Raw genomic sequence first — 22494 nt, 5'->3', positions numbered from 1 at the left:
GAGCGGCCGGATCAGGAGTCGGCGCGGGCCCGGGCCCGCGCCGTGTCTGCCGTGTCCGCTCTGAACGCCCACGCCATCTTCGGCTCCATCGCGAAGCGGAACACCCGCCGCACCGGCGGCGTGCACAACACCGTGATCAGCGCGATCGCGAGCGCCGTCACCACGAGCTCGCCCAGCGGGGAGTGCACCCACGGGTGCTCGTCGTACCAGCCCCACCACCGCGAAAGCTTGATCACGAAGCCGTGCAGCAGATACCCGTACAGGGTCCCGGCACCGAGCGCCGTGAACCACGTCCGCCGCCTCGGGACCAAGGCCAGGAAGGCGGCCGTGAGCACCATGGCGCAGCCGAAGAGGGCGAGCTCCATGACGGGCGCCGTCCACATGGGCGCGCCCATGTTCTGTACGGCCGAATTGTGGTAGAACCACGCGGTGTTCATCCGGGGCGCGGCCCAGTAGGCGAAGGCGACCGCGCAGAGCGCCACCGGCACGGCCGCGATCCGCACGGCCCGGTGCCGGACCAACTGGAAGTGCTCCGGCTTGAGATGGAGCCCTATGACGAAGAACGGCAGGAACTGGAGCACGCGCTTCATGTCGAAGTCGCTGCCGACGTGGGGGGACATGGCGGCGAGGATCGCGATGACCAGCGAGAGCGGCACCGGCCAGCGGACGAGCTTCCAGATGGGCGTGGTGAGCCGCCAGATGAAGAGCGCGGCCAGGAACCAGTTCAGATACCAGGGGTTGGTGAGGCTGATGTCCTCCGGCGGGGAGTCGTCCGCCCAGTGCTGGAAGAGCGTGTACGCGACCTCGAAGATCACATACGGCACGGCCACGCCGGTGATGAGGCGCTTGAGCTTGGCCGGGCTGAGATCGAAACTCCGGGAGAAATAGCCGGAGATGAGGATGAAGGCCGGCATATGGAAGGCGTAGACGGTCATATAGAGCGCCATGGCCGCGCGGCCGCCGTGCGTGAGGGGTTCCCACGCGTGGCCCATGGCGACGAGGACTATCGCCAGATACTTCGCGTTGTCGAAGAAGGGGTCGCGCTGCCCGGGCTTGGGGGCCGCGGGCGGTGCGGGGGAGTGCTGCCTTTCGGGCGTCGAGTCCACTGTGCGTACGGGGGGCATGGCCGCGTGGAACATTTGAGGCACCCTAGTGGTGAAACCCCGAATGCGTAAAACTTTGTCCAGGGATATTCACCGGGTATTCATCAATTCCCCGCACGGCGGCTCGATCTCGCCCGGTCCGGGCCCTTTGACCCGGCCCGTCCTCCCTAAAAGGGGCAAAAGATCAGCTTGTTCGGTATCAGGAATATCCCGCTGTGTTCGAGAACGTCATGGTTCGTGGAGCGAAATGATCAGGCCGATCTGAGTCAATGCGCCAGGTCGGCCGAAACCCGTCGCACGGACCCGTGCCCGTACGGCCCATGGGTTCGCGCCATCCGGAACCGCGACACGCGGATGGCCGACCTTCCGTCACCCGACTCCAACGGGGGGCAAGTTGGTGGCACCATGGTTGCCGCGGGGGCTGTGCGGGGCAGTATGTCTCCCGGGCCGGCGTGACGGATTCCGACCGAGGGTGTGATCAGTTGTGGCCATTTCGCTATCTGTGGTGCTTCTGTTGGCCATTGTCCTGGTAGTGCTCATGCGTGGGGGCTCCCTCAAGGCCGGGCCGGCGATCGTCGCGATGCTCTTCGGCTTCTTCCTCGCCTCCACCGGCATGGCGCCGTCGATACAGCGGTTCCTCAACTCCATCGCCGAGACCGTCAACGGGATCAAGTTCTGACCAGCCGCACCGCCGCCCTCACGGCCGCCGGGAGAGCGCGTCCCGTACGGTCTCCGAGTCGCGCGCCACGGCCGCGCTGCCGTCGTCCGCGGTGATGATCGGCCGCTGGATCAGCTTCGGGTGCGCGGCCAGCGCCTCGACCCACCGGTCGCGCTGACCCTCCTCACGCGGCCAGTCGGCGAGCCCCAGCTCCTTCGCGGCCGCCTCCTGCGTGCGCGTGATGTCCCACGGCTCCAGCCCGAGCCGCCCCAGCACCTCCCGCAGCTCCGCCGCGCTCGGCGGGTCCTCCAGGTAGCGGCGCACGGTGTAATCCGCGCCCTCCTCGTCGAGCAGCCGCACCGCCGAACGGCACTTCGAGCACGCGGGATTGAGCCAGATCTCCATACGACCACCCTAATCAGCCGCGCCGCGGGTCCCGGCAATTCACGCCACCCGCACGCCCCCCGGCCGAAGCGCGCCGCCCCGCCCTGTCCTCGTTGCCCGTGGGCCCGCCCGTAAACCCGTCCGCGAACGACTCCGGCCCGGTCCAGCGAACGTATCGCTGGGCCGGGCCGGGACCGTATGGAGCGGGCGACGGGAATCGAACCCGCGTAGCCAGTTTGGAAGACTGGGGCTCTACCATTGAGCTACGCCCGCGAGCGCCGCTTCAACCCTCCAGGGCCGGTCGCGTAAGACCGTGCGGCACGCAGTGCATCGTAGCGGGTCCGGGGCCGGCCTCGCATCACACCCCCGCGCCCGGGGTGATCCGCCGCGGTCCCCGCGCGGATAAGTGGCGTCCGGCACCCCCGCGGGCATGTACCCTACGTGTCGCACCGACGGGGTGTGGCGCAGCTTGGTAGCGCGTCCGCTTTGGGAGCGGAAGGTCGTCGGTTCGAATCCGGCCACCCCGACCAGCAAGATCACATTATGGGCGTCCAGGCGCTTGCGGTTACTATGCAAGCTGCGCGTCCGTGTGTCTCTATCCCGGGCGCGATCAGCTGAACCCAGCAGTATCGCTGAACCTCAGCAGAACCCCAGAAGTCAGCCCCAAGGAGACCGAACCGTGAAGAGCGCCGTGGAGACCCTGAACCCGACTCGGGTTCGGCTCACTGTTGAGGTGCCCTTCGAGGAGCTCAAGGACAGCCTCGACGCGGCGTACAAGAAGATCAACCAGCAGGTCACGGTGAAGGGCTTCCGTCAGGGCAAGATCCCGGCCCGCGTCATCGACCAGCGGTTCGGCCGCGGTGCGGTGCTGGAGGAGGCCGTCAACGACGCCCTCCCGAAGTTCTACACCGAGGCGGTCAACGAGGGTGAGCTCAACCCCCTCGGCCAGCCCGAGGTCGACATCACGGAGCTGAAGGACGGCGAGCTGCTGGCCTTCACCGCCGAGGTGGACATCCGCCCGGCCATCGAGATCCCGGACTACTCCGGTATCGAGGTCACCGTGGACGCCGTCGAGGTCTCGGAGGAGGACATCGACCAGTCGGTCGAGCAGCTCCGCGAGCGCTTCGCCACCACCACCCCGGTCGAGCGCGCCGCGGCCGAGGGCGACATCGTCGTCGTCGACCTGGAGGCCAAGGTCGACGGTGAGGTGCTGGAGGACGGCGTCGCGCAGGGCGTCGACTACACCATCGGCTCCGGCCAGCTGCTGGACGGCATCGACGAGGCCGTCACCGGCCTGGAGGCCGGCGGCTCCGCGACCTTCGCCTCCGAGCTCAAGGGCGGCAGCGCCGAGGGCAAGGAGGCCGAGGTCAAGGTCGGCGTCACCGCCGTCAAGTCCCGTGAACTGCCCGAGCTCGACGACGACTTCGCCCAGTTGGCGAGCGAGTTCGACACGCTTGAGGAGCTGCGCGCCGACAGCCGCAAGCGTCTTGAGCAGATGAAGAAGTACGACCAGGCCACCCAGGCTCAGGAGAAGGTCCTCGACGAGCTGCTGAAGCTCGCCGAGGTGCCGATCCCCGAGAAGCTGCTCGCGGACGAGATGGAGACCCGCAAGCACAACCTGGTGAACCACCAGCTCGGCCAGATGGGCCTCGACCTCGCCAAGTACCTGGAGATCCAGGGCAAGACCGAGGAAGAGTTCGACGCCGAGACCAAGGAGCAGGCCGAGAAGGGCATCAAGACCCAGTTCATCCTGGACGAGCTCGTCAACAAGGAGAAGCTGTCCGTCGGCCAGGAGGAGCTCACCGAGCACCTCATGCGCCGTGCGCAGTCCTCCGGCATGAGCCCCGACCAGTTCGCCCAGGCCGTCGTCGAGGGCGGCCAGGTGCCGATGCTCGTCGGCGAGGTCGCCCGCGGCAAGGCCCTCGCGGTCGTCGTCGAGGCCGCCACGGTCAAGGACAGCAACGGCGAGGCCGTGGACCTGGACGACGAGGAGGACGAGACGGCCGAGACCGTCGAGGCCGCCGCCGACGCCACGGAGTCCGACGCCGCGGCCGAGGCCAAGTCCGAGGGCTGAGCCCAGCCCGCCCCACAGCTCGTACGTACGGGTCCGGACGTGTTCGCGCGTTCGGGCCCGTACGTATAGGGCGGTGCCGTGGGGGCCCCGGAACCTGCGCTCAGAGCGAACAGTTCCTGATGCGGGATGGCCGCCGCCGACCAGCGCGTTAGGGTCCGTAGATACGCGGGCAGGGGAGTCCACGGAAGCGCGGCGCGGAGCATCGAGTGACCGGCCCGACCCCCGTCCGAGAAGAAGAGACGCTGAGACGGCACGCGGCCGTCGAACAACGAGCAGGTGGATACGTGACGAATCTGATGCCTTCCGCCGCCGGCGAGCCGAGCTTCGGTGGCCTCGGCGACCAGGTCTACAACCGACTGCTCGGGGAACGAATCATCTTCCTCGGCCAGCCGGTCGACGACGACATCGCCAACAAGATCACGGCGCAGCTGCTCCTCCTTGCCGCGGACCCGGACAAGGACATCTTCCTCTACATCAACAGCCCGGGCGGCTCGATCTCGGCCGGCATGGCGATCTACGACACCATGCAGTACATCAAGAACGACGTGGTCACCATCGCCATGGGCCTCGCCGCTTCGATGGGCCAGTTCCTGCTGAGCGCGGGCACCCCGGGCAAGCGGTTCGCGCTGCCCAACGCCGAGATCCTCATGCACCAGCCCTCCGCGGGTCTCGCGGGCTCCGCCTCGGACATCAAGATCCACGCCGAGCGGCTGCTGCACACCAAGAAGCGGATGGCGGAGCTCACCGCCCTCCACACCGGCCAGACCGTCGAGCAGATCACGCACGACTCCGACCGCGACCGCTGGTTCTCAGCCGAGGACGCCAAGGAGTACGGCCTGATCGACGGCGTCTACCAGGCCGCGGCGAACATTCCGGGCGGGGGCGGCACCGGGGCCTGAGCACCCGGACGCCTCACAGCCGACCTCCAGCCCACCGAACGCCACCAGGATGGTGAACACGCAGATGAACAGCAACCCCGGCAGCGGCCTGTACACCGGCCCCGCGGCGGAGTCCCGCTATATCGTTCCGCGCTTCGTAGAGCGCACCTCGCAGGGTGTGCGCGAGTACGACCCGTACGCGAAGCTCTTCGAGGAGCGGGTGATCTTCCTCGGCGTCCAGATCGACGACGCCTCCGCCAACGACGTCATGGCGCAGCTGCTGTGCCTGGAGTCGATGGACCCGGACCGTGACATCTCGATCTACATCAACTCGCCCGGCGGCTCGTTCACCGCGCTGACCGCCATCTACGACACGATGCAGTTCGTGAAGCCGGACATCCAGACGGTCTGCATGGGCCAGGCGGCGTCCGCGGCGGCCGTGCTGCTGGCCGCGGGCACGGCGGGCAAGCGGATGGCGCTGCCCAACGCCCGTATCCTGATCCACCAGCCGTACAGCGAGACCGGTCGCGGTCAGGTCTCCGACCTGGAGATCGCGGCCAACGAGATCCTGCGGATGCGTTCGCAGCTCGAAGATCTGCTGGCCAAGCACTCGACCACGCCGATCGAGAAGATCCGCGACGACATCGAGCGCGACAAGATCCTGACGGCCGAGGAGTCTCTCGCGTACGGTCTGGTCGACCAGATCGTCGCGACGCGGAAGACTTCCGTTTCGGTTTGATCGCTGTGCCGCTGGTATCCCCCTTGGACCGAGTCGGTCCAAGGGGGGCCCGCACGGGGGGCCCGGCAAGGTACCGTCGATAGGCAAGCACCCGGGTCCGCAGAACAGGGCGGATCCCAGGCGAAGGGGAAGCACCTCGTGGCACGCATTGGTGACGGCGGCGACCTGCTCAAGTGCTCGTTCTGCGGAAAGAGCCAGAAGCAGGTGAAGAAGCTCATCGCGGGTCCTGGTGTGTACATCTGCGACGAGTGCATCGACCTCTGCAACGAGATCATCGAGGAAGAGCTCGCTGAGACCTCCGAGGTGCGGTGGGAGGAGCTTCCCAAGCCGCGCGAGATCTACGAGTTCCTCGAAGGTTACGTCGTCGGCCAGGAGCCGGCGAAGAAGGCACTGTCAGTCGCGGTCTACAACCACTACAAGCGGGTTCAGGCGGGCGAGAACGCGGGCAACCGGGACGACGGCATCGAGCTGTCCAAGTCCAACATCCTGCTGCTCGGACCCACCGGCTCCGGCAAGACCCTGCTCGCGCAGACCCTGGCACGGATGCTCAACGTCCCGTTCGCGATCGCCGACGCGACCGCGCTCACGGAGGCCGGCTATGTCGGCGAGGACGTCGAGAACATCCTGCTCAAGCTGATCCAGGCCGCTGACTACGACGTCAAGAAGGCCGAGACCGGCATCATCTACATCGACGAGATCGACAAGGTCGCCCGCAAGAGCGAGAACCCGTCGATCACCCGCGATGTCTCCGGCGAGGGCGTCCAGCAGGCCCTGCTGAAGATCCTGGAGGGCACCACCGCCTCGGTTCCGCCGCAGGGCGGCCGCAAGCACCCGCACCAGGAATTCATCCAGATCGACACCACGAACGTGCTCTTCATCGTGGGCGGCGCGTTCGCCGGTCTGGAGAAGATCATCGAGTCGCGGGCGGGCGCCAAGGGCATCGGCTTCGGCGCCACCATCCGCTCGAAGCGCGAGATCGAGGCCAGCGACCAGTTCCAGGAGGTCATGCCGGAGGACCTGGTGAAGTTCGGGATGATCCCCGAGTTCATCGGCCGGCTGCCCGTCATCACCTCCGTGCACAACCTCGACCGCGAAGCGCTGCTCCAGATTCTCGTCGAGCCGCGTAACGCCCTCATTAAGCAGTACCAACGGCTGTTTGAACTCGACGGTGTGGAGCTGGAGTTCGATCGGCCGGCCCTGGAGGCCATCGCCGACCAGGCGATCCTGCGCGGCACCGGCGCGCGCGGCCTGCGCGCCATCATGGAGGAGGTCCTCCAGTCGGTGATGTACGAGGTGCCGTCCCGCAAGGACGTGGCCCGCGTCGTCATCACCGAAGAGGTCGTGCACTCCAACGTGAACCCCACGCTGGTGCCGCGCGAGCCGCGCATCATCGGCAAGGACGAGCGGCACGAGAAGAGCGCGTAGCGCTCTCGCACAGCTGAAGCCGAAAGGGGCGCCCGGTCGACGACCGGGCGCCCCTTCGCTGTTGGCGGACCGTCAGGCGGGCTTGCGTGTGTCCTTGTAGATGCTCGCGGTGGTCTTCGCGAACGCCTTGATGTCCACGGAGTCCTCGCTGACGTTCTTGGGGTCGACCGCCAGCACCATCGCGGCGTTCGACTTCTCGGCCCAGGTGCAGGCCGGGGCGTAGATCCGGCTCTGGATCTTGACGACCTCGCACTCGATGGTCGGGCCGTCCGAGCCGTTCGGCGTGAACTTCTGCCGCTCCTGCACCACGGTCGCGCTCATGATCCCGCCCTCGAAGCCCTTGAACATCCCGTCCTTGACCTTCTCGGGATCGCCGATGGTGCCGTACGCGCCGGAGAACGACAGGGCGGACATGGGGTTCTCGGCGCCCTGGTACTTGGCGAGGACGGACGTCGCGCCCTTGGGCATGCTGCCCTGAACGCTCTTGCCCTCCTGCTTGAGCGCATCCGTGTCGGAGGCCAGCTTGTACGCGCCGCCGTCCAGCGTCTGCGGCGTGACGAGCTTCATCGCCTGACCGCCGCCGCTGTCACCGCCGCTCAGCAGGACGGCCGCCGCCACGCCGCCGCCGACGACCACGACGGCCCCGATCGCGATCATGGCGATCAGCTTGTTCTTGTTGCGCGCCGGCGGGGGCGGCGGGAACGGCGGCTGGCCGTACGGGGGCTGCTGCCCGTACGGGGGCTGACCGTAGGGCGGCTGCTGCCCGTACTGCGGCTGTCCGTAAGGCTGCTGCTGCGGCGGCTGCCCGTAGGGCCCCGGCTGCTGCGGCGGGGGCGGCGGCGCGCCGTCCTGCGGCGGGTAGCCGTAACCCGGCTGCTGCGCATAGGGGTTCGGCTGCTGAGGGGGCTGCTGGCCGCCCCCGTACGGATTGGGCTGCCCACCCCCGTACGGACCGGGTTGCTGCGGCGGCGGCTGGTTGAAGCTCATCTGATTCCCCCTCAGGGCTGGTGCCGGCGGTCAGTTGATCTCGACGCGGGCGTCGGTGCGGAACTTGGCGGCGAGCTCGGCGACGTCTTCGAGCGGCTTGCCGCCGTTCAGGCCGCTCACCTGGTCGGCGAGGATGACCTCGCCGATCGTGCTGGAGTCAGCCCAGACGCAGATCGGGAGCGTCACCGTCTTCGTGCTCGTCGCCTTGCTGAGCTTGTACGCCTGGCACTTCATGACAGCACTGTCGGCGCCGTCCGGGGTGAACTTCTCCGGGCTGCCCTGCGGCGTGAAATTCACGCCGTTGGAGCCCTTCGCGTCCTTCGTGTTCTTCTCCTCCAGCATGAAGGTGTAGTCGACGGCGGCTTCCGGGTTGCTGACCTTCCCGTACTGGCCGTTGAACGTCACCTTGTCCGTGGTGCCGCGCTGGTACTCGGCGGCCACCGGATGGCTGTCGGTCATTCCCGGGATCCGGTTCTTCTGCGCCGCGCGCTGACTCGGCGACATATCGCTCTCGTCCTGGCCGGCGCCCTGCCGCTCGTAGCCGCCGACGATCGTCGCCGGGGTCGCCAGCTTGTACGTCTTGCCGCCGTCCGAGCCGAGCGGCTTGGAGCCGTCGGAATCGGAATCGGAGCTCGGGCCGGAGCTGGAGCCGCTGCCCTTGTCGCCGCCCTTGCCCTTCGCCTCGCTGCCGCCCTTGTCGTCGTCACCGCCGTTGAGCAGGACGATGCCGCCGACGATGGCCGCCACCACGACGACCGCGCCGACGGCTATGGCTATCGCCTTGCCTTTGTTCTTGCCGCCGCCCGGAGGCTGCTGGTACGGGCCCGGCATGCCGGGAGGGCCGTACGGGGGCTGCTGCCCGTATTGCGGCTGGCCGTACGGGTTCGGCTGCTGGGGCTGGCCGTACGGCGGGGGCGGCGGCTGCTGTCCGTACGGGCCCGGCTGCGGGGGCTGGGCGTACGGGTTCGGCTGCTGCGGCTGCCCTTGCTGCGGATACCCGTATCCGGGCTGTCCGGCCGATCCCCCATTACCGTACGGGCCCGGCTGCTGGGGCTGACCGTACGGTCCCGGCTGGTTTTCGCTCATCGTGCCTCTCATCCATACACCGAAAGATGGGCCTCATCCTCTCCGACGGCTTACACCGCCTTTACCGCGGGGCAGTAACTGGTTCGTAACGGCGGACCCGCGACCCGTAGAATTGCCCCGTGACCGACAACACTCAGCAGAGCCCCGACAGCGGGCCGAACAGCACCCCTGAACTGCCGACCCAGTACGCGCCGGCCGATGTAGAGGGGAAGCTGTACGAGCGCTGGGTAGAACGCGGTTACTTCGAAGCGGACGCGAAGAGCGACAAGCCGCCCTACACGGTCGTCATCCCGCCGCCCAACGTCACCGGCTCCCTCCACCTGGGCCACGCCTTCGAGCACACGCTGATCGACGCCCTCACCCGCCGCAAGCGGATGCAGGGCTTCGAGACGCTGTGGCAGCCCGGCATGGACCACGCCGGCATCGCCACCCAGAACGTCGTGGAGCGCGAGCTCGCCAAGGAGGGCAAGTCCCGGCACGACCTGGGGCGCGAGGCGTTCGTCGAGCGCGTCTGGCAGTGGAAGGACGAGTCCGGCGGCCAGATCTCCGGGCAGATGAAGCGGCTCGGCGACGGCGTCGCCTGGTCGCGCGAGCGCTTCACGATGGACGAGGGCCTCTCCATGGCCGTCCAGACCATCTTCAAGCGGCTCTACGACGACGAGCTGATCTACCGCGCCGAGCGCATCATCAACTGGTGCCCGCGCTGTCTGACCGCGATCTCCGACATCGAGGTCGAGTACCAGGACGACGACGGCGAGCTGGTCTCCATCCGCTACGGCGAGGGCGAGGACGCCATCGTCGTCGCGACGACCCGCGCCGAGACGATGCTCGGCGACACCGCGGTCGCCGTCCACCCCGACGACGACCGCTACCGCCACCTGGTCGGCACCGAGATCGAGCTGCCGCTCACCGGCCGCTGCATCCCGATCGTCGCCGACGAGCACGTCGACCCGGAGTTCGGCACGGGCGCCGTCAAGGTCACCCCGGCCCACGACCCCAACGACTTCGAGATCGGCCGCCGGCACGACCTGCCGAACCTCGCCGTCCTCGACGAGCGCGGCGTGATCACCGCTCCCGGCCCCTTCGAGGGCCTGGACCGCTTCGAGGCCCGCAGCGCCATCGTCGGCGCGCTGCGCGCCGAGGGCCGGATCGTCGCCGAGAAGCGCCCGTACACGCACTCGGTCGGCCACTGCTCACGCTGCAAGACGACCATCGAGCCGCGGCTGTCCATGCAGTGGTGGGTCAAGGTCGGCCCGCTCGCCGAGGCCGCGAGCAAGTCCGTCCGCGACGGCGAGGTGAAGATCCACCCGCAGGAGATGGAGTCCCGCTACTTCGGCTGGGTCGACAACCTCCACGACTGGTGCATCTCCCGGCAGCTGTGGTGGGGCCACCGCATCCCCGTCTGGTACGGGCCGAACGGCGAGATGGTCTGCGTCGGCCCCGGCGAGGAGCCGCCGGCCGGCGAGGGCTGGCACCAGGAGACCGACGTCCTGGACACCTGGTTCTCCTCCGGGCTGTGGCCGTTCTCCACCCTCGGCTGGCCCGAGAAGACCGAGAGCGTCGAGAAGTTCTACCCGAACTCGGTCCTGGTCACCGGCTACGACATCCTGTTCTTCTGGGTCGTGCGGATGATGATGTTCGGGCTGTACGCGATGGACGGCACCCCGCCGTTCCGCACCATCGTGCTGCACGGCATGGTCCGCGACGAGCGCGGCAAGAAGATGTCGAAGTCCTTCGGCAACGCCGTCGACCCGCTGGACTGGATGGACAAGTACGGCTCCGACGCCGTCCGCTTCACGCTGGCCCGCGGCGCCAACCCGGGCACGGACGTGCCGATCGGCGAGGACTGGGTCCAGGGGTCCCGCAACTTCGCCAACAAGATCTGGAACGCCACGCGGTTCGCGCTGATGAACGGCGCGACGGTCGAGGGCGACCTGCCGCCCGCCGAGCAGCTGTCGGCGCCGGACCGGTGGATCCTCTCCCGGCTGGGCACCATCGTCGCCGAGGTGGACGCCTACTACGACGACTACCAGTTCGCGAAGCTCTCGGACTCGCTCTTCCACTTCGCGTGGGACGAGGTCTTCGACTGGTACGTCGAGATGTCCAAGACCACCTTCCAGGCCGGCGGCCCGGAGGCCGACGCCTCGCGCCGCGTCCTGGGCGAGGTGCTGGACGTCACGCTGCGGCTGCTGCACCCGATCGTCCCGTTCGTCACCGAGTCGCTGTGGACGGCGCTGACCGGGCGCGAGTCCGTCGTCGTCGCCGACTGGCCCGCCGACTCCGGCTTCCGGGACCCGGCGGCCGAGCGGGAGATCGCGCTCGTCCAGCAGGTCGTCACGGAGGTCCGCCGCTTCCGCGCCGACCAGGGCCTCCAGCCGGGGCAGAAGGTCCCGGCGCGGCTGGAGCTGGCCGGCACGGCGCTCGTCGAGCACGAGGCGGCGATGCGTTCGCTGCTGCGCCTCCAGCCCGCGGGCGAAGGCTTCGCCGCCACCGCCTCACTGCCGGTCGCGGGCGCGAGCGTGGCCCTGGACCTGTCCGGCACGATCGACGTCGAGGCGGAGCGCAAGCGGCTGACGAAGGACCTCGCGGCGGCGGAGAAGGAGAAGGCGCAGGCCACGGGGAAGCTCGGCAACGAGGCGTTCCTGGCCAAGGCGCCCGATCAGGTCGTCGAGAAGATCCGTACGCGGCTGGCCAAGGCCGACGAGGACATCGAGCGGATCTCCGCGCAGCTGGCCGCTCTGCCGCAGGGCTGAGCCTGCCGAAGGGCTCGGGCCTCTGCGGGGGCCCCGGCCTCTGCCGGGCCCGGGGGCCCCGGCCTCTGCCGGGTCCGGGGGTCCGGGCCTCTGCCGGGTCGGCTCGCCCAGCGTCTGCTGGGGTGGGCCGCCCTGGCCCTTGCCCGGTCGGCTCGTACGCGCCCCCGCCGCTCCGGTTCGCCCCGGCTCCCGCCGGGGTCGGGGCGCCTGAGTCTTCGCCCGGTCGGCTCGTCCGGCCGGGCCCCCGCCGCCCGGACCGGCTCAGCCGGTCCCGTCGCCCCGTGGGTGCTCCGGAGTGAGGCCCGCCTTCCACGCCGCCTCCGCGGGGCCCTCGTACCTTCCGCGGAGGTGGGGGCCGCGGCGGCCCGGGCGCTGGCGCTGCCTCTCCCGCACCGGCCACAGCAGGACGTACGCGGTCGACACGGCCACGAACGCGAGCCGTATCAGCCCCTTGACCGAGTCGTCGTGCACCACGAAGACGCTGCCGTACAGGGTGATCAGCGCGAGCCAGCTCCACCACGGGACCAGGCGGCGCTGGCCCACCACGTCCCACAGCAGGGTGCCCAGCAGCACGGACGCCGTGTAGTAGGTGTAGACGCTCGGGTCGAGGGCGATACGGGCGTTGGCGCCCAGCAGCACGACCGCCGCCCAGCGGCCGCGCCAGACCGCTATGCAGCCCAGGATCAGCCCCAGCGCGGCCTGCGCGGGGCGGTCCCAGCCGGGTGTCTCCGGATCGCCGACGCCCAGCCAGCGCAGCGCCGACGCGGGATGGTTGGGGATGGCGAACTTCGCGGCGGCGAAGGAGTGCGGGTCCATGATGAAGAACGGCAGCCACGCCACGGCGACCAGGCCCGCGCACCACATCCCCGCCCGCAGCCACTGCCCTCTCGGGAGCGCCAGGAGCAGCGGCAGGAAGGCCAGCGCGGTCGGTTTCGAGTCCATCGCCAGGGCCAGGAAGATGCCGGTCGTCATCGCGTTGCCGCGCGTGATGGACCGTACGGCCAGCGCTGTGAAGAAGAGCGCGAGTACGTCGTCGAGGTGGCCGAAGCGGACCGAGACCTCGATCCACATGGGGATGAAGGCCAGCCCCGCGATGAGGACGCGCTGGCGCAGCCGCTGGTGGTTGGTGCCGGTGCCGAGGAAGTAGGTGGCGGCGCTGCGCCCGGCGAGTACCACGATCACCAGGCCGAGCACCGACATGACCAGCGCGGCCAGGAACTGCCCGGTGTGCTCGGAGAACGGGTTGAACAGCCCGGCCACCAGGAAGCTGATGGGGCCCATCTGGAGTTCGGGGTGGTGCGCGTACAGGTTCAGCCCGCCGTCGCCGCCGCCGGCCGCGCCCTGGTAGATCAGCTCGCCGCCGGCCCGCAGATAGTGCCAGGAGAAGCCGCCGTTCGGCTCCACCACGGCGAACCACAGCGCGGCCCACCCGGTGAGCAGCATCAAGTGCATCCGCTGACTGATTGCCGGCACGCTCAACTCCCGTATCCCCGCCGGCGGCTCTTCCCGGCGCAAAGCCCGCCGTAGAAGATGCCACAGCCGGTTCAAAGGTTGCCCGGGGGCGGGGCCCCGGCTCTCAGCCGGAGGACACGGCCGCTCAGCTCTCCACGGCGACCGGCCCGCCGGTCAGCGTCCGCTCCGCGTTGCGGCGGGTCTTCGCCCAGCCGTTGCGGCCCCGCAGCATACGGACGAAGGCCCGCGCGGACGCAGGGAAGAGATGGTACGCGTACAGCCACAGCGCCAGCCCCCACACCAGGGAGACCAGCAGGGAGCGGCCGGGCGCGCGGTCCCGGCGGTAGACGGGCCCCCACAGGACGAACGGCAGCACGGAGACCGCGGTCAGGGCGATCAGCAGGGGCCAGAGCGCGAGGACGCGGCCCAGGACCGTGCCCACGCCCTCGTCGGCGGCGGCGAGACCGAGGAAGGCGAGCATGACGGCGGTGAGCACCAGCGTGGCCAGGTGCGCGACGGGCTGGAAGAAGGTGTAGAGGGTCTCCAGCACGCCCCGGCCGCTGTAGTGCCGGGAGGAGACGATGCGCGGCGCGTAGCGCACGCACTGGAGGTTGCCCTGGGCCCAGCGGGTGCGCTGGGTGAGGTGGCGGCGGGCGAGCGGCAGGCCCTCCTGGGAGACCCAGGTCTCGGCGATGTGCGTGACGCGGTAGCCGCCCAGGATCATGTGCAGGCCCAGTTCGTAGTCCTCCAGCAGCGCGCCCCGCTGCCACGGGCGGCGCTCCGCCTGGGCGATCCGGTCGAGCGCGGTCAGCCGGGTGAACTGGCCGTTGCCGCCGAGGCCGACGGAGCCGGTGCGGGTGCGCAGCAGCTGCATCCCCGCGTTGGAGACGGAGAACTCCATGTCCTGCATGCGGACGAGCAGCCGGGCGGCGGCGTTGCGGACCCGGCCGCGGCCGGGCATGGGGGAGCGCTCCTCGACGTTCCGCATCCGGACGCTGACCTGCACGCCGCCGATCTCGGGGTCCCCGAAGCCGGTCGGGCCGCTGACGCGGGTGAGGGCGCGCGGGTCGAGCTGCCCGTCGGCGTCGATGACGCACACCACGACGCGGTCGCGGGCCGTGCCGTCGAAGTCGGCGAGGTGGCGGTTGAGCGCGTCGTACGCGGCGTTGAGGGCCGCGCCCTTGCCCTTGCGGGCGTCGGGGCGGCGGCGCCGTACGAGGTGCACCTGGCCGTCCTCGGCGGCGAGCTCCTCGACGATCGCGCCGGTGCCGTCGTCGCTGTCGTCGTCGATGACCCAGACATGTGCCCGCGGGAAGTCGGCGCGGAGCCGGGCGACGGTGGTGCCGACGACGGGCTCCTCGTCCCGGCACGGCACGAAGAAGTGCCAGTCGAAGGCGGTGGCGTCGCCGCTCTCGGCGGCGGGCCGGCGCAGGTAGGCGTAGCGCGCGCCCGCCCAGTAGAGGAGGAAGCAGAGCAGCAGGAAGAAGGGGAAGCAGAGCAGCAGGGTGTGGGTCGGCACGGGGTCTCCGGGGTCAGGCCGCGGTGGCGAGCGGGGCGGTGGCCGGTTCGGCCGCGGGGGTGGTGATCTCGGTGAGCAGCGCGGTGATCCGCTCGGAGGCGAGGCCGTCCCCGAACGGGCTGGGGAGCGCGGCCAGCCGGCGCAGCCCGTACGGGCCCTCGGCGAGGCGGCGGCGGGCGAGGACGCCGAGGCGCGGGCCGGGCTCGACCAGATCGGCGAAGTCGGCCATGGCCTCGGGGCGCTCGGTGGAGCGGCGCACCACGACCAGCGGGCGGCCGAGGACGGTGCACTCCTCCTGGATGCCGCCGGAGTCGGAGACCAGCAGCGCGGCGTGCCGGGCGAGGGCCAGGAACTCGCCGTACCCGAGGGGGCGGCACACGGTCAGCCCGGCGAGGAGCCCCTCCAGCCCGGCGGCCTCGATACGGGCCCGGGTGCGGGGGTGGAGCGGCAGCACGACGGGGGTCCGCTCGGCGAGGCCGGCCAGCTCGGTGAGGATGGCGCGCAGGGCATCGGGGGAGTCGGTGTTCTCGGGGCGGTGGACGGTCGCGAGGACGTAGCCGTCGGCGGTCAGCCCGTGCCGTGCGAGGAGCGCGGCGCGCTCGGCGTCCGCGGGCAGCTGGCCGCGGACGGCCTCGACGACGGTGTTGCCGGTGACGGCGATCCGGTGGTCGGCGATGCCCTCGGCGAGCAGGTTGCGGCGGTTCTCCGCGGTGGCCGCGCACAGCACGTCGGCGAGGCGGTCGATGACGACGCGGTTGTGCTCCTCGGGCATGTTCCGGTCGTGGCTGCGCAGCCCGGCCTCGACGTGCAGGAGCGGGATGCCGTGGGCGTTGGCGGCCAGCGCTCCGGAGAGGGCGGCGTTGGTGTCGCCCTGGACGACGACGGCGAGCGGGGGCCGCTCGGTGAAGAGTTCGTCGAGCTGGGCCAGGGCGGCGGACAGCTGCACGGCGCGGGAGCGGCCGCCGACGCCGGTCAGGAAGGTCGGCTCGGGCAGGCCGAGCTCGGTGAGGAAGCGTCCGGAGAGCTCCTCGTCGTAGTGCTGGCCGGTGTGCACGAGGTGGGCGGCGGGGCCGAGGAGGCGGACGAGGTCGGTGAGCTTCACGAGCTCGGGGCGGGTGCCGAGGACGACGGCGACGGAGCGCGGCGGAAGGGCGACGGACACGGGGACTCCAGGAGCTGGCAGGCGGCTACAGCACGTGAGTGTGTGGGCCGACGGTTGCCCGTCCGGGTGGCGTTCCGTTGTCCTTTGGTTGCTGTTGTCCGAAAAGAGAAAATACGGGACCTTTGACCCGATCAGGTCAGGGGCCAGGGTCCTCCCCGCCCCGGGCAGCAGGGCCCGCCCCGGGCACGTGGCAGCGGTATCCCATCCCGCGTACGGACTCCAGCGGATCGCCGATCTCGGCACCGGCGGCCTGCCGCAGCTTGCGGCGCACCCGCAGCACCGCGAACTTCACCCGCTCCGTGCCCACCCCCTCCGGGTCGTCCCACACCCGGGTCAGCAACTGCTCGGTGGTGACGACCCGGCCCCGGTTGCGGACCAGCACCTGGAGCAGCCGGTACTCGATGCCGCTCAGCCGCACCTCGTGCCCCTGCCAGATCGCCGAGCGCCGCTCGGGCACCAGCTGCAGCCCCTGGGCGGCCTCGGCGGTCGCCCACTGGGTGGGGCCGGCCCGCCGGAGCAGCGCCTCGACGCGCGCCAGGAACTCCTCGTTCCCGAACGGCTTGGGCAGATAGTCGTCCGCCCCGGCCCGCAGCCCGCGCACCCGGTCCGACTCGGCGCCGCGCGCCGTGAGCAGCAGGATGGGCAGATCGGCCATGTCGCGGGTGCGCTCCAGCACCTCCCAGCCGTCGAGCAGCGGCAGGTTGATGTCGAGCACCATGAGCGAGGGCCGGTCGGCGAAGAGCCGCCGCAGCCCCTCCCGCCCGTCGCCGGCGTGCACCACCTCGTACCCGGAGCGGTTGAGCAGCACCCGCAGCGCGAGCGCGAGATCGGGGTCGTCCTCGACGACGAGCACGCGCGTCACGACGGGGCCTGGGCGTCGGGCGCCGGCAGCGGCAGCCGGACGCGGAAGACCGCGCCGGAGCCCTCCCGGCCCGCTGTGCCCTCCCGGCCCTCTGCACCCTCCCGGGCTTCCCCGCCCGCGACGCTGATGGTCCCGCCGTGCAGCTGGACCGTGTCGCGGCTCACCGCGAGGCCGAGCCCCGTGCCGGGGTAGTGGCCGCCGCGGGCGTTGGGGGCCCGTACGAACCCCTGGAAGATCTCCTCCCGGAACCCCTCGGGGACCCCGATGCCGGTGTCCGCGACCTCGATCTCCCAGTGCCCGTCGCGGGGCGCGGCCGTCACCGCGACGCTCCCGCCGCGCGGGGTGAACTTCACGGCGTTCTCCAGGAGGTTGCCGAGCACCTGCTGGAGCCGGTGCTCGTCCCCGCGCAGCGGCGGCCCCGCCGCGCAGTCCAGGCTGAGGAAGACGCCCGCCGCCACCGCCGCGGCCAGGTGGTCCCGTACGGCGTTCTCCAGCATCCGCGCGACGCGCACCTCGCCGAACTCCAGCTCCAGCTGTGCCGAACGGGTCGTGGTGGCCGCCAGCAGGTCGCTGATCACCCCCCGTATCCGCTCGGCGTTGCGGTGGATCGCGTCCAGGAACGTGCGCTGGTCGTCGCTGAGCCGCCCGGCGGCCGGGTCCGTCAGCAGCTCGCAGAAGCTGATGATGGACGCCAGCGGGGTGCGCAGCTCGTGAGAGGCGGACGCCATGAACCGGTTGCGCCGCCGGGCCAGCTCGGTGAGGGCCCGGTTGTCCCGCTCCAGGTCGCGCTCGGCGCGCTTGTGCTCGGTGATGTCCCGGGCGGTCCACAGCGAGCCGAGCAGCTGGCCGCGCAGCCGCAGCGGCTCGACCGTCCGCAGGATGGTCCGGCCGTCGACGAGCGGGATCTCGGCGGACCGCGACACACGGAAGGCGCCGGTGGCGATGGCGGACCCCACGGCCCAGTCCGGCGGGTCGGCGTACGCGGCGAGCACGGCCTCGACGATGGGCTCCAGCGCGGCGCCGGGGGCGGTGTCGATCCCGGCCAGCCCGAATATGTCGACGAACCGCCGGTTGACCGCGACGACCGCGCTGCCGAGCCCCTGGAAGACCGCCGCTTCCGGCAGGGCCTCCATGACCGCCTGAAGCCGGTCCCCGTCCCCTGACGCCATGGCCCTCACCCGCCTCCCTTTCTCACCCGTCTCTCATGGACGTGCGGAACCAATGATCCCGGAAAGGGAGTTTTGAGGGTGTCCGTACGTGAAGGAGTTGCGCCATCCGATGAACCAGCCAGTGCGGCGCACCGCCGTGTTCTCCCTGTTCCTCGTCCTCTGCCTGCTCGCCTGGGCCACGTGGGTCCAGACGGCCCGGGCGGGCGGTCTGGACGACAACCCGCACAACGAGCGGCTGTCCATCGCGAAGTACGCGCATCCGCTCGGCGACATCGTCGTCGGCGGCGATCCGGTCACCGGCTCCGCCGCCACCGGCGGCGACCTCAAGTACAAGCGCACCTACCGGGACGGCCCGCTCTACGCCCCCGTGACCGGCTACTCCTCCCAGATCTACGGCTCCACCCAGCTGGAGGCCCTCGACCAGCCCGTGCTCGACGGCGCCGACCCCCGGCTCAAGAACCCCGGCCAGGCGCTTTTGCGGGAGGCGCCCAAGCCGGGCGATGTGATCACCACCATCGACCCGGCCGTGCAGAAGGCCGCCTATGAGGCGCTGGGCGGCAAGACCGGCGCGGCCGTCGCCCTCGACCCCGCCACCGGCAAGATCCTCGGCATGGCCAGCACCCCCTCGTACGACCCGGGCTCCTTCGCGGGCATGTCGGAGGCCGACCAGAAGGCGTGGGAGAAGCTCCAGAAGGACCCCGCCCAGCCGATGGTCAACCGCGCGCTGCGGCAGCCGCTCGCGCCCGGTTCGACCTTCAAGCTGGTGGTGGCCGCGGCGGCGCTGGAGAACGGCCTCTACTCCTCCGTCGACGACAAGACCCGGACGCCCGACCCCTATCTGCTGCCGGGCACCCACACCTATGTGCACAACGAGAGCGCCGCGGACCCCTGCGAGAACGCCACTCTCCGCCAGGCCCTCCAGTACTCGTGCAACACCGTCTTCGCGAACATCGCGGTCCACCTCGGCGAGCACAAGCTCACCGAGCAGGCGGAGAAGTTCGGCTTCAACGACAGCGAGGTCGACGTCCCGACCCGGGCGAACAAGAGCGTCTTCCCCTCGGGGATGAACGCGGCCCAGACCGGGCTCTCCGGCTTCGGCCAGTTCGATGTCACCGCCACGCCGCTCCAGATGGCCATGGTCGCCTCCGCCATCGCGAACGACGGCAGGCTGATGTCCCCCTACGTGGTGGACCGCACCACCGACGGCAGCTCCGGAGCGCTGGACATCACCGCACCCCGCACGTACAAGGACGGCCGGGTGATGTCCGCGGACACCGCCCGCCAGCTCCAGTCCGCGATGCGGACGGTGGTGGAGAAGGGCACCGGCTCCAACGCGAAGATCGGCGGGCTGACCGTCGGCGGCAAGACCGGCACCGCGCAGCACGGCGTGGACAACAGCGGCAAGCCGTACGCCTGGTTCGTCTCGTACGCGCGGGACGGCCACGGCAAGCAGGTCGCGGTCGCCGTCATGGTCCAGGACAGCGCCGCCGAGCGGGCCGAGGTCTCCGGAAACGGCCAGGCGGCGCCCGTGGCGAAGGCCATGATGCGAGCCGCCCTGCACTGACCGACAGCACCGCCGCGTTCTCCGTAGACTGGGTGGTGTGAGTGAGCGCCCCCGAAACGACGACGCCCAGAGCGACGGCCCCGACCGGTTCGACGAGGTCGGCGAGGCCGGAGCGGCCGATGAGTTCGACGAGTTCGACGAGTTCGACGAGATCACCGGCGCCGAGACCGGCCGCGACCCCGACCTGGCCGTGATCGAGGCGGGCAGCCGGACCCTGCGCGCCCAGTCGGCGCCCCCGCAGGGCGACGGCGTGCCCGCCCGCCCGGCCGATCCCGAGGCGGACCGGGCGCTGCGCGAGGTGGAGACCGAGCTGGCGGGGCGCTGGGGTGAGACCAAGCTCGACCCGTCGCTGGTGCGCATCGAGGCGCTGATGGACATCCTGGGGCAGCCCCAGCGCGCCTACCCCTCGATCCACATCACCGGCACCAACGGCAAGACCAGCACCGCCCGCATGATCGAGGCGCTGCTCGGCGGCTTCGACCTCCGTACGGGCCGCTACACGAGCCCGCACGTCCAGTCGGTCACCGAGCGGATCAGCCTGGACGGCGCGCCGATCGAGGCGGAGCGGTTCGTCGAGACGTTCCGGGACATCGAGCCGTACATCCGGATGACCGACGACCGGCAGGGTTTCCGGCTCTCCTTCTTCGAGGTGCTGACGGCCATGGCGTACGCGGCCTTCGCGGACGCCCCGGTGGACGTCGCGGTCGTCGAGGTCGGCATGGGCGGCGCCTGGGACGCGACCAACGTGATCGACGGTTCGGTGGCCGTGGTCACCCCCATCTCCCTCGACCACACCGACCGGCTCGGCTCCACGCCCGGCGAGATCGCCTCGGAGAAGGCCGGGATCGTCAAGAAGGACGCCACGGTCGTGCTCGCGCAGCAGCCGGTGGACGCCGCTCAGGTGCTGCTCAAGCGGGCCGTCGAGGTGGACGCCACGGTGGCCCGCGAGGGCATGGAGTTCGGCGTGGTCTCCCGGGAGGTCGCGGTCGGCGGGCAGCTGCTGACGCTGCGCGGGCTGGGCGGCGAGTACCCGGACATCTTCCTGCCGCTGTACGGGGCGCACCAGGCGCACAACGCGGTGGTGGCGCTGGCGGCAGTGGAGGCGTTCTTCGGGATCGGCTCGCAGCACGCCCGTACGCTCGACATCGACGCGATCCGCTCCGCCTTCGCCTCGGTCGTCTCGCCGGGCCGGCTGGAGGTCGTGCGGAGCAGCCCGTCCGTGGTGCTGGACGCCGCGCACAACCCGGGCGGCGCGCGGGCCGCGGCCGAGGCGGTCACCGAGGCGTTCGGCTTCAGCCGGCTGATCGGGGTCGTCGGGGCGAGCGAGGGCAAGGACGTACGGGGTCTGCTGGAAGCTTTCGAGCCGATTTTCACCGAGGTCGTGGTGACCCGGAATTCCAGCCATCGCGCGCTGGACGCGGACGAGCTGGCCGCCGTCGCGGTCGAGGTGTTCGGGTCGGACCGGGTGCAGGTCGAGCCGCGGCTGGACGACGCGCTGGAGGCGGCGATCACCCTCGCCGAGGAGGAAGGCGAGTTCTCCGGCGCGGGCGTGCTGGTGACCGGGTCCGTGATCACGGTCGGCGAGGCGCGCATGCTGCTGGGGAGGGGCTGATATGCGTACCCTGTGCGCGTCCACGCTGATCGGTGAGTTCTTCGTGATCGGCTTCGCCGGCCTGGTCGCCATGCAGATGAGCGACCTGTCGGCGGGCACGGTCTGGGCCGTCAGCGGCACCGCGATGGTGCTCAGCGTGCTGCTGTGCGGAATGCTGGGGCGGCCGGGCGGCGTGCAACTCGGCTGGCTCTTGCAGATCGGGCTGGTCGCGAGCGGGCTCGTGGTGCCGATGATGTTCATCCTGGGCGTGGTCTTCGGGGGGCTGTGGTGGGCGTCGGTCCACTTCGGCCGGAAGGTGGACGAGGCGAAGGCCCGGTTCGCGGCGGCGCCTGACGCTGCGTGACGGCCGAGCCGGTAGCCCCTGTAGCCTCAGAGCACCCTTGCCGTACGTACCGAAGGAGCCCATTCCGTGAGCCAGCGCACCCTCGTCCTCCTCAAGCCCGACGCGGTCGCGCGCGGACTCGTCGGCGAGATCATCGGCCGTATCGAGCGCAAGGCGGGCTGGACGATCAGCGCGCTGGAGCTGCGGACCCTGGACCGGGCGATTCTTGAGCAGCACTACGCCGAGCACGTGGGCCGGGAGTTCTACGAGCCGCTGCTGGCCTTCATGTCCTCCGGCCCGGTGGCGGCGCTGATCGTCGAGGGTGAGCGGGTGATCGAGGGCGTACGGACGCTGGCCGGGCCCACGGACCCGATCAAGGCTCAGGGCGGCTCGATCCGTGGCGACTTCGGGACCATCACGCGGGAGAACCTCATCCACGCCTCGGACTCCGAGGAGTCCGCGGAGCGGGAAATCAAGATTTTCTTTCCGGCCGCAGCCTGACGCCGGGTCAGCTCTCGGTACCATTCTGACCAGGGGCGACCGATACTCTTCGGTCGCCCAGCGGTCCTCTCCGTGGCGAACGGGGGAACCCGTCACCCCGACACGGCGTCCCCATTACTGGGGCGGGCTCATATTCCGCCGACAATGGCGGAGGAACCCTCGCACCGCGTTCGAGCGGGCGAGACTACGATGGAAGCTCCCGCGCTCCGTGGCGCACCACAACCTGCCGCCCTCAAGTAAGCAT

General features: G+C 70.4%; 19 protein-coding genes and 2 tRNA genes. 11 read left to right on the top strand and 10 right to left on the bottom strand.

Translation table 11 applies throughout. The features are described 5' to 3' along the window. Positions 1–11 precede the first annotated feature (11 nt). Complete coding sequence (locus AC07AB_RS24705; RefSeq protein ID WP_478570528.1) at positions 12–1139, bottom strand: acyltransferase family protein; 1128 nt, start codon at positions 1137–1139, stop codon at positions 12–14. Positions 1140–1587: 448 nt separating this feature from the next. Here AC07AB_RS24705 and AC07AB_RS24700 point away from each other — a divergent pair, with 448 nt between their 5' ends. Further along, the gene (locus tag AC07AB_RS24700; protein ID WP_030890073.1) at positions 1588–1782 is read left to right on the top strand and encodes a hypothetical protein; all 195 of its coding nucleotides are present in this window, start codon (positions 1588–1590) and stop codon (positions 1780–1782) included. Between the two features lie 18 nt (positions 1783–1800). On the opposite strand, the gene AC07AB_RS24695 is transcribed toward AC07AB_RS24700, so the two are convergent. Both AC07AB_RS24695 and AC07AB_RS24690 read right to left on the bottom strand, forming a co-directional pair. Further along, positions 1801–2166, bottom strand: a complete 366-nt coding sequence (locus tag AC07AB_RS24695; protein ID WP_478570526.1) for an arsenate reductase family protein — start codon at positions 2164–2166, stop codon at positions 1801–1803. A gap of 178 nt (positions 2167–2344) precedes the next feature. After that, positions 2345–2418 (bottom strand) — tRNA-Gly (locus AC07AB_RS24690). 180 nt (positions 2419–2598) lie between these two features. Between AC07AB_RS24690 and AC07AB_RS24685 the strand changes: the two genes are divergently transcribed. The 5 genes from AC07AB_RS24685 (at position 2599) to clpX (ending at position 7261) form a co-directional block, all read left to right on the top strand. Next, positions 2599–2675: transfer RNA gene (locus AC07AB_RS24685), tRNA-Pro, on the top strand. A gap of 149 nt (positions 2676–2824) precedes the next feature. Then, entirely contained in the window at positions 2825–4219 is a 1395-nt protein-coding gene (gene tig, locus AC07AB_RS24680) for a trigger factor (RefSeq protein ID WP_478570523.1), read from the top strand. A 284-nt stretch (positions 4220–4503) separates the two neighbouring features. Next, entirely contained in the window at positions 4504–5118 is a 615-nt protein-coding gene (locus tag AC07AB_RS24675; RefSeq protein WP_478570520.1) for an ATP-dependent Clp protease proteolytic subunit, read from the top strand. A 52-nt stretch (positions 5119–5170) separates the two neighbouring features. Beyond that, a complete protein-coding gene (locus tag AC07AB_RS24670) occupies positions 5171–5836 on the top strand; it encodes an ATP-dependent Clp protease proteolytic subunit (protein ID WP_478570593.1) in 666 nt (221 codons plus the stop codon). 138 nt (positions 5837–5974) lie between these two features. Beyond that, positions 5975–7261 carry an ATP-dependent Clp protease ATP-binding subunit ClpX gene (clpX, locus tag AC07AB_RS24665; protein ID WP_363131806.1) on the top strand — a complete coding sequence of 429 codons (1287 nt, stop codon included), beginning with the start codon at positions 5975–5977 and terminating at the stop codon, positions 7259–7261. Between the two features lie 72 nt (positions 7262–7333). On the opposite strand, the gene AC07AB_RS24660 is transcribed toward clpX, so the two are convergent. Both AC07AB_RS24660 and AC07AB_RS24655 read right to left on the bottom strand, forming a co-directional pair. Further along, positions 7334–8248, bottom strand: coding sequence for a hypothetical protein (locus tag AC07AB_RS24660; protein WP_478570518.1), 915 nt, complete (start codon positions 8246–8248; stop codon positions 7334–7336). A 30-nt stretch (positions 8249–8278) separates the two neighbouring features. After that, the gene (locus AC07AB_RS24655) at positions 8279–9334 is read right to left on the bottom strand and encodes a hypothetical protein (protein WP_478570516.1); all 1056 of its coding nucleotides are present in this window, start codon (positions 9332–9334) and stop codon (positions 8279–8281) included. A gap of 119 nt (positions 9335–9453) precedes the next feature. On the opposite strand from AC07AB_RS24655, the gene AC07AB_RS24650 reads away from it, so the two are divergent. After that, on the top strand, positions 9454–12087 hold the full coding sequence (locus AC07AB_RS24650; RefSeq protein WP_478570513.1) for a valine--tRNA ligase: 2634 nt from the start codon (positions 9454–9456) through the stop codon (positions 12085–12087). 261 nt (positions 12088–12348) lie between these two features. Here AC07AB_RS24650 and AC07AB_RS24645 read toward each other — a convergent pair whose 3' ends face one another. The 5 genes from AC07AB_RS24645 to AC07AB_RS24625 all read right to left on the bottom strand — a co-directional run bounded on the left by AC07AB_RS24645 (position 12349) and on the right by AC07AB_RS24625 (position 18251). Then, positions 12349–13560 carry a hypothetical protein gene (locus AC07AB_RS24645; protein WP_478570511.1) on the bottom strand — a complete coding sequence of 404 codons (1212 nt, stop codon included), beginning with the start codon at positions 13558–13560 and terminating at the stop codon, positions 12349–12351. Between the two features lie 124 nt (positions 13561–13684). After that, positions 13685–15058 carry a glycosyltransferase gene (locus tag AC07AB_RS24640; RefSeq protein ID WP_478570508.1) on the bottom strand — a complete coding sequence of 458 codons (1374 nt, stop codon included), beginning with the start codon at positions 15056–15058 and terminating at the stop codon, positions 13685–13687. Positions 15059–15071: 13 nt separating this feature from the next. Beyond that, positions 15072–16220, bottom strand: a complete 1149-nt coding sequence (gene wecB, locus AC07AB_RS24635; RefSeq protein ID WP_478570505.1) for a non-hydrolyzing UDP-N-acetylglucosamine 2-epimerase — start codon at positions 16218–16220, stop codon at positions 15072–15074. 136 nt (positions 16221–16356) lie between these two features. Beyond that, the gene (locus AC07AB_RS24630) at positions 16357–17082 is read right to left on the bottom strand and encodes a response regulator transcription factor (RefSeq protein ID WP_478570503.1); all 726 of its coding nucleotides are present in this window, start codon (positions 17080–17082) and stop codon (positions 16357–16359) included. Then, positions 17079–18251 carry a PAS domain-containing sensor histidine kinase gene (locus AC07AB_RS24625; protein WP_478570501.1) on the bottom strand — a complete coding sequence of 391 codons (1173 nt, stop codon included), beginning with the start codon at positions 18249–18251 and terminating at the stop codon, positions 17079–17081. The genes AC07AB_RS24630 and AC07AB_RS24625 overlap by 4 nt, the downstream gene beginning before the upstream one ends. 109 nt (positions 18252–18360) lie before the next feature. Between AC07AB_RS24625 and AC07AB_RS24620 the strand changes: the two genes are divergently transcribed. From AC07AB_RS24620 to ndk, 4 genes are all read left to right on the top strand, one after another. Next, positions 18361–19815, top strand: a complete 1455-nt coding sequence (locus tag AC07AB_RS24620; RefSeq protein ID WP_478570498.1) for a peptidoglycan D,D-transpeptidase FtsI family protein — start codon at positions 18361–18363, stop codon at positions 19813–19815. Positions 19816–19852: 37 nt separating this feature from the next. Then, a complete protein-coding gene (gene folC, locus AC07AB_RS24615) occupies positions 19853–21427 on the top strand; it encodes a bifunctional tetrahydrofolate synthase/dihydrofolate synthase (protein WP_478570496.1) in 1575 nt (524 codons plus the stop codon). A 1-nt stretch (position 21428) separates the two neighbouring features. Then, complete coding sequence (locus AC07AB_RS24610) at positions 21429–21770, top strand: DUF4233 domain-containing protein (protein ID WP_478570494.1); 342 nt, start codon at positions 21429–21431, stop codon at positions 21768–21770. A 66-nt stretch (positions 21771–21836) separates the two neighbouring features. Further along, positions 21837–22250, top strand: a complete 414-nt coding sequence (gene ndk, locus AC07AB_RS24605; protein ID WP_363131795.1) for a nucleoside-diphosphate kinase — start codon at positions 21837–21839, stop codon at positions 22248–22250. Positions 22251–22494 lie beyond the last annotated feature (244 nt).

This window comes from Streptomyces sp. NPDC044033 (assembly GCF_056434425.1).
This window is presented reverse-complemented; position numbering and strand designations above follow the sequence as displayed.